Origin of the sequence: Cetobacterium sp. 2G large, from assembly GCF_014250655.1 — a bacterium.
GTDB classification, from domain to species: Bacteria; Fusobacteriota; Fusobacteriia; order Fusobacteriales; family Fusobacteriaceae; genus Cetobacterium_A; species Cetobacterium_A somerae.
Map to the genome: position 1 here is coordinate 129,896 of NZ_JACHTH010000007.1, position 10,616 is coordinate 140,511.

Consider the following 10,616-nt stretch of genomic DNA (forward strand, 5'->3'; position numbering starts at 1 on the left):
AGGGAGGTTTTACATGAGTGTGAACAAAGGAGAAAATATAGGGTTAGATATCGAAAAAACAAAAACTTTCAAAAATTTTTTATTAAGAGAGAATCCCATTTTTTATATTTCGTTTTTTATCATTTTTACAATTTTATCAGTTATTGGATTAAATAAATCCCAGTTTGAAAAGATAACAAAAGTATTATTAAATTCCATAATAACAAATTTTGGATTTTTATATTTAATAATAGTATTGTTAATAGCATTAGTATGTTTATATCTTTGTTGTAGTAGTTACGGTGATATTAGATTAGGGAAAGATGACTCAAAACCAGAATATTCAAATATTTCTTGGTTTTCAATGCTTTTTTCAGCTGGAATGGGAGTAGGGCTAGTATTCTTTGGGGTAGCAGAGCCTATGACTCATTTTGTAAATCCAATAGGTGGAATAGAAAGTGGTTCTAAATCGGCAATAGATTTTGCGTTTAATACATCATTTTTTCATTGGGGAATACATCCATGGGCTATTTATAGTTTTTTGGCGCTAGGAATGGCTTATTTTCAATTTAGAAAAGGAGAAAAAGGACTTATTAGCTCACTATTTTCACCGATTTTAAAAGGGAAAAAATATGAAAAACAGTTAAAAATGATAATAGATGTGATAGCTATTTTGGCAACAATAACAGGAGTAGCGACAACTTTAGGATTTGGAGCACTTCAAATAAATAGTGGACTAAATTATCTTTTTAATATTCCAAACAATATAATAAGTCAAATTATAATAATAGGTGTTGTTACAGTTATTTTTGTATACTCAGCATTGGGGTCACTGGATAAGGGAATAAAAACTTTATCGAATTTAAATGTGTTAATATCATTTTTATTATTGTTTATTGTAATTATTTTAGGACCTACAATAGGAATTTTCAATATTTTTTCAGAGAGTTTAGGAAATTATTTGAATAATTTTTTGAAGATAAGTTTAAGAACAAATAGCTTTGGTGATAAAACATGGTTATCTTCATGGACAATCTTTTATTGGTCTAATTGGGTTGCTTGGACACCTTTTGTTGGAACATTTATAGCTAGAATATCTAAAGGAAGAACTATAAGAGAGTTTATTATAGGAGTTGTGGTAATCCCATCGCTAGTTTCATTTATATGGTTTTCAGCTTTTGGAACATTAGGAATATCTTTGGGGAAAGAGTTTGCAAAAGTAGCAATAGAGCATACTGAAACAGCGTTATTTTTAGTTTTTGGTGAGTATCCTTTGGGAGATTTAATGAGTGGAGTAGCTATTGTTTTATTAGCTTCATTTTTTATAACCTCAGCAGATTCAGCAACATATGTTTTAGGGATGATGAGCTCAGATGGAGATTTAAATCCTCCAAAATATAAAAAATTAATTTGGGGAGTTTTTCAATCTCTTTTGGCAATAGCCCTTATATCTGCTGGAGGGTTAGATATGTTAAAAACAGCATCTATAATAATAGCTTTTCCACTTTTGATACTACTTCCTATAATGATTTTTTCACTTTTTTACTCTCTGAAGAGAGATATTTTTATAAAAAAGCGTATAAAATTGAAAAATGAAATAAAAAAGATGTCTTTAGAAGAGATAGGATATCTTTCAGATACAGTAAAAGATTTAAGAATTTGCAAAGAAGAATAATTTTAAAATGAAAAAATATGAAACTAATTTCACCTAGGTAAAATTAGTTTCATATTTTTATTTATATGCTCTTTACAAAGTCCCATTTATAGGGTAATAAAGTGGGGACTAAAATTTTGAGGGGGTTTACAAAAATGAATACAGTAAAGATGATGCTATTATTAAGTTCAGTATTAACAACATTATGCTATTCGGATAATTTAGATGGGTCTAATCATGCAAAAGGTCACGAAGGTATAAATCCTGGGAGTTATTCTAAAACAAATCCATTTTGGACAAATAATCCAGAAATATTTGGAGATAACAGAGAGAAAGCACACGTAACTAAAATGTCTTTTAATACTATTGAAGAGGCACTAAATAATCCAAATTATACTGATTTTAAAAATTCTAAAAACTTTAAAAGTTTGAATGGAGATTGGAAATTTAAATTAGTGGATCATCCAGATCAAGATTTAAAAGATTTTTACAAAACTTCCTATAATACGAACAATTGGAAAACTATACCAGTTCCATCGAGTTGGCAGTTACATGGATATGATCAAATTAGATATAATGATACAGCATATCCTTGGGAATATCAAAAAACACCAATAAATCACCCTGATACTCCTAAAGATTATAATCCAATTGGTTATTATAAAAGAGAGTTTAATATGGATAAAAATTGGGGTGGAAGAGAGGTTTATATCTCTTTTCAAGGTGTTGAATCAGCATATTATTTATACGTAAATGGAGAGTATGTAGGATATAGTGAAGATTCATTTACAGGACATGATTTTGATATAACAAAATTTTTAAAAGAGGGAAGCAATGAAATTGCAGTTAAAGTATATAGATGGAGTGATGGTAGTTGGTTAGAATCTCAAGATATGATTAAATTAAGTGGTATTTTTAGAGATGTTTTCTTATATTCAACTCCTAAAACATATATAAGGGATTATACAGTTGTAACAGATTTAGATAAAAATTATGAAAATGCAGATTTAAATGTAAAGGTAGATGTATCTACAAAGTCTGGTTTTGTCCCAGGGGAATATACTGTTATTGGAAAAGTTTATGATGATAAGAAAAAAGAAGTTAAGAATTTTGAAAAAGTTGTTGAAGTTACAGGAGATGAATTAAAGCAAATTATAAATTTTAACGAAAAATTTATAAATCCCAAAAAATGGAGTTCAGAAGAACCAAATTTATATACTTTAGTTTTAGCTTTAAAAAATCCCAAAGGTGAAATAATTGAAACTGTAAGCAATAGAATAGGATTTAGAAAAGTTGAAATAAAAGATAATAAAATAATGGTAAATGGAAAGAAACTGATGTTAAGAGGAGTTAATAGACATGAGTTTACAGGAGATAAAGGTAGAGTTGTAAGTGAAGATGTAATGCGTAAAGATATTGAACTTATGAAACAAAATAATATAAATACAGTGAGGTCTTCACATTATCCTAATGATCCTAAGTGGTATGATTTATGTGATGAGTATGGACTTTATGTTATGGATGAAGCTAATTTAGAAACTCATGGAAGACTTGATGAGATCCCTCAAGATAGAGTAGAGTGGACACCAGCAGTTATAGATAGACAAGAAGCAATGGTTGAACGTAGTAAAAATGAACCATCTATAATTATGTGGTCAATAGGAAACGAGTCATCAACAGGAAAAAACTTTGAATTAGCTGCAAAATATTTAAAAGAAAAGGATCCAACAAGACTTACTCATTATGAGCCACAAAGAGATATAACTGACACATATAGTAGAATGTATAGATCAATAGAAGAGATGAAGGCGTATTTGGTTTATGAAGATAATACAAAACCATATTTACAATGTGAATTTGCTCATGGAATGGGTAATAGTATTGGAAATCTTCAAGATTATTGGGATGTTATGGAAAGTAATGAAATATTTCATGGTGGATATATTTGGGACTGGGTAGATCAAGCTATAGAAACAATTGATCCTAAAACAGGTGAAAAATATTTTGCATATGGTGGAGATTGGGGAGATGAAGAATTTACAGATAAAAACTTCTCAGCTAATGGATTGATATTTGCTGATAGAACAGTGCAACCAGAACTTATAGAAGTAAAAAAAGTATTCCAAAATATAGGTATAAAAAATTCTGATTTATCTAAAGGAAAAATATCTTTAGAAAATAAATATATGTTCACTAATTTGAAAGATTATAGTGGAAATTGGGAAGTTACTGAGAATGGAAAAGTTATAAAAAGTGGAAAATTTGAAGTAGATTTATTACCTGGAGCTAAAAAAGATGTAGAGATTCCATTAAAAGATATAAAATTAGATTCTAAAAAAGAGTATTTCATAAATATAAATTTTGCATTAAAGAATGATAAAAGTTGGGCACCAAAAGGTTATATTGTTGCAAGTGAGCAATTCCAACTAAAAGATAAAAATATTAGTGAGAAAATAGATTTAAAGAATGTTAAAGAATTAAAGTATAAAGAAAATAATAGTATTTTAGATATTTCAGGGAAAAATTTTAAAGCAGAGATTGATTTGAAAAAAGGTGGAATAAAATCTTTTGAAAGTAATGGAAAAAATATTATAGAAACTCCACTTGAATTTAATTTCTGGAGAGCTCCAAATGATAACGATAGGGGAAATGGAGCAATGAAAAGACTTGATACTTGGAGATATGCTGGTAAAAATAGTAAAGTTGTAAATTATAAAGTTGAGAATATAGAAAATAAAGTTATTAAAGTAGATTTAGAAATAGATATTCCTACAAAAGAAACATCAAAACTTTATGTAACGTATCTTATTGATGGAAATGGTGAAATTTTAGTAGATTCGTCACTGTATTCTCCAAAAACTTTACCAGAAATACCTGAATTTAGTATGATAACAGAATTAAATCCTAAAAACAATAGAGTTAAGTGGTACGGAAGAGGACCAGAAGAGAATTATATTGATAGAAAGACAGGGTATGATGTTGGAATTTATGAAGAAAATGTAGAGAATTTCTTTATTCCATATATAAATCCATCTGAGACAGGAAATAGAAGTGATATTAGATGGGTTGAAATCGCTAATGAGAATGGAGAGGGATTATTGGTTACATCTCTTCCAGAGAGAGAAACTTTAGAGTTTAATACACTTTATTATACTCCTGAAGAACTTTCGAGTGGAAAAAGACATCCATTTGAATTAGATAAGAATAAGAACGTAGTTTTAAGAATAATTGGAAAACAGATGGGAGTTGGAGGTGATAATTCATGGGGAGCTAGACCACATGATCAGTATCAGTTAAAATCTGGAGAAGTACAAAGATACACATTTAAAATAGTAGGAAAAAATAAAGATATAGATTCATTTGAAAAAAGAGATAATAATTTAGATATAGATTCTAAGAATTATTTTGAAGCAAGAAGAGCTATTGAGCAAGTTGCAAATAATGTAGTATATCTATCTGATTTAGGAGTAAAAAACTCAAATAAGATGACATCTAAAGATAAAACTATCGCTGAAAATCCATTGACTCTAAGACTTGAGAATGGAGAGGTTATAAAATTTGACAAGGGTATAAATGGATTATCAGACAATGATATAATTGTTAATATTGAGGGAAAAGGATTTAAAAAGTTCCAGAGTTATGTAGGATTAGATAGAGAAGTTTTAGGTTATAGAGGAACAGCTGAATTTAAAGTTTTTGCTGATGGAAAAGAAGTTTTTAATAGTGGCGTTATGAAAAGTTCAGATAGAGCTAAATTTATTGATATTGATTTAAATGGAGTTAAAGAACTTAAGTTACAAATATTAAATTCAGATGGTGTAACAAAATATGATCATGGAACATATGGAGATGCAAAATTTGTAAAATAAAATGTTAAAATAATTAATTAGAAAAAGAGTTGTGGAGAATTTTCATAACTCTTTTTTTTGTAAAAAATATAAAAAATTATCCAATAAAAAAAAACTATATAGTTATAAAATGATTGAAGTTTGAACATAAAAGTGCTATAATTTGGTAATATGTAAAAAATGAAATTAGGAGCGTACAAATATGAATGACTGTGTAATTCTAAAGGGAAAAAAGGACAGGTTAGTTGTGCAATTAGATAGTAACATCGATTTTAGCTCTTTAAAAGATAAATTTTCTGAAAAGATTAAACAGGCTGAAGCATTCATAGGCGATGCGAAAATAGCCATTGAATTTACTAATAGAAAACTAACAGAAATAGAGGAAAATATTTTAATCGGAGTAATAAATAGAGAGACGAATATAAAGATAGCCTTCATTTTTTCTGAAAAATCTACTTTTTCGCAATTACCAGGAGGACAACTTCCGTTTAGTAATATAAAAGATGTAACAGATGAGGGATGTACAAAGTTTCATAAAGGAACTTTACGTTCTGGACATAATTTAGAATTTGATGGAAATGTAGTTGTATTAGGGGATGTGAATCCAGGTGCAGTAATTAAATCTAAAGGAAACGTTGTTGTATTAGGATATTTAAATGGAACAGTCTATGCAGGAGAAGATGATGGTTCAGAGGCCTTTGTAGGAGCTTTTTCTTTAAATCCTATTCAAATAAAAATAGGACAAGTTATAGCGAAAAATCCAAGTACAAATGTATTAGATGTTAATAAAGTTAAAAAAACCTTAGATTTTGAAGTAGCTTATTTAAAAGATGGAAATATTTTTATTGAAAAATTCAATAAAGCAACTTTAGAGCATATGGTAAAAATATAAAGGGAAATAGGAGGAATTATGGGAAAAGTTATAGTAATTACTTCAGGAAAAGGTGGAGTAGGTAAAACGACGAGTAGTGCTAACTTAGGGGCTGCACTAGCTATGCAAAATCAAAAGACACTATTAATTGATACAGATATAGGTTTAAGAAATTTAGATGTTGTTATGGGATTAGAAAATAGAATAGTTTATGATTTAATCGACGTTATCGAGGGTGTTTGTAAACCTAAGCAAGCTATAATAAAAGATAAAAGAAATGATAATTTGCATCTTTTACCAGCAGCTCAATCAAGAGATAAAAATGCGGTAACTCCAGAGCAAATGAGAGAGTTAATTGAAATACTAAAAGCTGAATATGATTTTGTATTAGTTGATTGTCCAGCAGGAATAGAGCAAGGATTTAAAAATGCTATCGCAGCGGCAGAAGAAGCTTATGTTGTAACAACACCAGAAATTTCTGCAGTTAGAGATGCAGATCGTATTATTGGATTATTAGAAGCAAATGAAATTAGAAATCCAAAATTAATAGTTAATCGTTTAAGAGTAGAAATGGTTAAAGATGGAAATATGTTAAGTGTGGATGATGTAACAGATATTTTAGGAATAAAACCTATTGGAATTGTTCCAGATGATGAAAATATAGTTATATCAACAAATAAAGGAGAACCTTTAGTATATAAAGGGGAATCTTTAGCAGCTAGAGCATATGTAAATATAGCTTCAAGAACACTTGGACAAAATGTTGAGTTTTTAGATTTAGATCCTAAAGTTGGATTTTTTGATAAGATAAAAGAAATATTTAAAAAATAAGGGGAGGCGAAATATGGGATTTTTTAGTTTTTTGAATAAAGAAAAATCTAGTTCAGTAGCTAAAGACCGTTTAAAGTTAGTACTGATACATGATAGAGCTATGCTTTCTCCCAAAATGCTTGAAACTTTAAAAGATGAAATAATTGCAGTAATATCTAAATATGTGGATATAGATAGAGATTCTTTAAATATTGAAGTTTCTCAAGAGGCGGAAACGGGAAGAGAAACAGCATTGATAGCAAATATACCTATAAAAATAAAAAAATAGTACTACGGTGCTATTTTTTTTAATAAATGAGGGGATAAAATTAAATAATACAGGGGGATAAAAATGAAAAAAGAAAATTTAAGTAAACTATTATTACTTTTAGTTGCCATGATTTGGGGAAGTGGATTTCCAGCTACAAAAATAATTTTAGATAGTGGAATAAAACCATTTGAATTTTTAGGAATAAGATTTTTTATAACAGCAGTAGTCATGTTTTGTATTATGAAAATAAAAAAAATAAAAATTGAAAAAACTGAAAGAAACTTAGGATTAATAGCGGGCTTAATTTTATTTTCAGCCTTTGCTTTTCAAACGGTTGGATTAGTTTATACAACTTCATCTAAAAATGCTTTTATAACTGGAGCAAATGTTATTTTTGTACCATATATTGTATGGATTATCACAAAAGAAAAACCAAAGTTAATTTACATACTATCATCTATAATGTGCTTTATAGGTATAGGGTTTCTTTCTTTTGAAAAGAATTTAACAATTAATTTTGGAGATTTCTTAACTTTTATATGTGCTATATGCTTTGCTCTTCAAATTGTAGTTATAGGAAGCAGAATAAAAAATAAAAATCCCTTTACAATTAATGGATTTCAAATGTTTTCAGCAGGAATTATTGGAATCTTGCTGAATATAATATTTGAAGGAGCAACAATCTTTACTAGAACATATGATTTTAAACAGATTTTAGCATTAGTATACATAATTCTTTTTAATACTTTCATCTGTTATTCAATTCAAACATATGCTCAAAAAGAGATTAATCCTAGTCAGGTTTCTTTAATTTTAACAACAGAGATAATATTTGGAGCATTATTCTCTGTTTTACTTTTAGGAGACAAGATGACTTTTCAAGTTGTAATAGGTGGATTACTAATTTTTACATCTATACTATTAACAGAAGTCAAAAAACGATAAAAGTTAATTAGGAGGAAAACATGAGCCATATTGTAGGTAAGTCAGCATATAAAAGTTTAGAGGAGAGACTTAACAGATTTCCTCAAGGAGCACCACCATCTAAAGTCCTATATGATATACTAGCGATACTATTTTCAGAAAAAGAGGCAGAGTTAGTAGCACAACTTCCAATAAAGCCTTTTACATTAAAAAAGGCGGCATCAATTTGGAAGATATCAGAAAAAGATGCTAAAAATATTTTAGATACACTAGCATCAAGAGCGATTTTATTAGATACGGTACATAAAGGGGTTCAAACTTATATACTACCACCACCAATGGCTGGATTTATAGAATTTTCTATGATGAGAACTAGAGGAGATATTGATCAAAAACTTTTAGGAGAACTTTTATACCAGTATATGAATGTAGAAGAGGATTTTATAAAGGATCTTTTTTATAGTTCGGAAACAAAATTAGGAAGAGTTTTTGTAAATGAAGATGCTCTAGAAAAAACTAGAGAGACACAAAATACCATGTCTTCAAATACTTTAGATAATTTAGTTCAAGTTTTAGATTATGAAAAAGCTTCACATATAATAGAAACATCAGACCATATGGGAATTAGTATGTGTTATTGCAGACATAAAATGCAACATGTGGGAAAAGCTTGTGATGCACCAATGGATATTTGTATGACTTTTGGAAATGTAGCAAACTCATTGATAAATAATGGTTACGCAAGAAGAGTTGATAAAATAGAGGGAATGGATTTACTTCAGCAAGCATATGATAGTAATTTAGTTCAATGTGGCGAAAATGTAAGAGAGGGAGTAACATTTATTTGTAATTGTTGTGGATGTTGCTGTGAAGCTTTAGTGGCAGCTAAAAAATTTGGAATGATGCATCCCGTAGAAACAACAAACTTTTTACCTAAAATAAATCATGAGACATGTATAAATTGCGGTAAGTGTTTAAAGGTTTGCCCTGTTAATGCTATAAAGAAAATAGAGGGAGAATACGTAGTTCAAGAGGAACTTTGTTTAGGATGTGGAGTATGTGGAAGAGCTTGTCCTAAAAGTAGTATATTATTAATGCCTCGTGAAACAAGAGTGATAACTCCAATAAACTCTGTTCATAGATCAGTTTTAATGGCAATTGAGAAAGGTATGCTTCAAGAGTTGATATTTGATAATAAAGCTTTATTTAGTCATAGAGCTATGGCGGCCATACTAGGAGCAATTTTAAAACTATCTCCTGTGCATAAAATTATGGCGAGTAAACAGATGAAATCAGTTTACCTAGAGAAATTATTAAAAAATTATTAATTTTAAGAATGGAGAGGTTTATGAAAAAAATTATAGTTTTCCTATTTATTTCGATGATATCTTTTGTAAAAGGGGATGAAGTGAGTAAAATAAAAATGAGAGAACTTATAAAGCAGATAAAAACCCAATCCAAAGAGAAAATATTAGTGCCACAAAATGGAACTAATATTTTTTTTAATGGAGATAAATTGGATATGGAATTTATAAAAAATGTAGATGGGGTTTCCCAAGAATCATTGTTTTATGGTGTTGGAGGTATAAACGAAGCAACTCCTGAAGATGAAAAAAATTATCTTTTAAAGAATTTAATTGAAATAGAAAAAGAGGGAAAAGTAGTATTTTCAGTAAATTATGCTAACGATAAAAAGTTGAGAGGTAAAATTTTAAAGGATACAGAGAAATATAATTTTGTGGGAGAAGCAGTTTCTTCATATAGTGCTAATAGTATTTTTCAACCTCTTCAAAAAAATAGTTTAAAAAATGTAACTAACTTAAAGGAAGTTAAAAATTTTTTATATCTTTTAAATCCTGAAAAATTTAAGAATGTAGATGATTACTATAGAGTTTTAAAGAATACAGATTTTGATTTATTAATTATAGAACCTAGTTTAAATGGTAAATTTTTAACAAAAGAACAAATCAAATCTTTAAAAATAAGAAAAAATGGAACTCGAAGATTGATAATTGCTTATTTTAGTATAGGAGAAGCAGAAAATTATAGAGGTTATTGGCATAATTCTTGGAATAAAAAACTACCTGAATGGATAGTTAAAGAGAATGAGAATTGGGAAGGTAATTTTATAATAAAATATTGGAGTCCTCAGTGGAAAGAGATTATAAGAAATTATCAGAAAAAATTAGATGACATAGGAGTAGATGGATACTATTTAGATACTATAGACACTTATGAGCAGTTTTAAAGGTGGTATTT

General features: G+C 28.6%; 8 protein-coding genes. All 8 read left to right on the forward strand.

Annotated features, from left to right (window positions below; translation table 11 throughout):
• The first annotated feature begins 13 nt into the window (after positions 1-13).
• The 8 genes from H5J23_RS11310 (at position 14) to H5J23_RS11345 (ending at position 10,605) form a co-directional block, all read left to right on the forward strand.
• Positions 14-1,654, forward strand: a complete 1,641-nt coding sequence (locus tag H5J23_RS11310; RefSeq protein WP_185892302.1) for a BCCT family transporter — start codon at positions 14-16, stop codon at positions 1,652-1,654.
• A gap of 134 nt (positions 1,655-1,788) precedes the next feature.
• Positions 1,789-5,502, forward strand: coding sequence for a glycoside hydrolase family 2 TIM barrel-domain containing protein (locus H5J23_RS11315; protein WP_185892303.1), 3,714 nt, complete (start codon positions 1,789-1,791; stop codon positions 5,500-5,502).
• A 181-nt stretch (positions 5,503-5,683) separates the two neighbouring features.
• Complete coding sequence (minC, locus tag H5J23_RS11320; RefSeq protein ID WP_023050347.1) at positions 5,684-6,373, forward strand: septum site-determining protein MinC; 690 nt, start codon at positions 5,684-5,686, stop codon at positions 6,371-6,373.
• Between the two features lie 18 nt (positions 6,374-6,391).
• Positions 6,392-7,183, forward strand: a complete 792-nt coding sequence (gene minD, locus H5J23_RS11325) for a septum site-determining protein MinD (protein WP_023050346.1) — start codon at positions 6,392-6,394, stop codon at positions 7,181-7,183.
• 13 nt (positions 7,184-7,196) lie between these two features.
• Positions 7,197-7,451 carry a cell division topological specificity factor MinE gene (gene minE, locus H5J23_RS11330; protein ID WP_023050345.1) on the forward strand — a complete coding sequence of 85 codons (255 nt, stop codon included), beginning with the start codon at positions 7,197-7,199 and terminating at the stop codon, positions 7,449-7,451.
• 63 nt (positions 7,452-7,514) lie between these two features.
• Positions 7,515-8,378: a DMT family transporter gene (locus H5J23_RS11335; protein WP_023050344.1), complete on the forward strand. Its 864-nt coding sequence runs from the start codon at positions 7,515-7,517 to the stop codon at positions 8,376-8,378.
• Between the two features lie 20 nt (positions 8,379-8,398).
• Positions 8,399-9,685, forward strand: coding sequence for a 4Fe-4S dicluster domain-containing protein (locus H5J23_RS11340; RefSeq protein ID WP_023050343.1), 1,287 nt, complete (start codon positions 8,399-8,401; stop codon positions 9,683-9,685).
• A 20-nt stretch (positions 9,686-9,705) separates the two neighbouring features.
• The gene (locus H5J23_RS11345) at positions 9,706-10,605 is read left to right on the forward strand and encodes an endo alpha-1,4 polygalactosaminidase (RefSeq protein ID WP_040406902.1); all 900 of its coding nucleotides are present in this window, start codon (positions 9,706-9,708) and stop codon (positions 10,603-10,605) included.
• Positions 10,606-10,616: the final 11 nt, after the last annotated feature.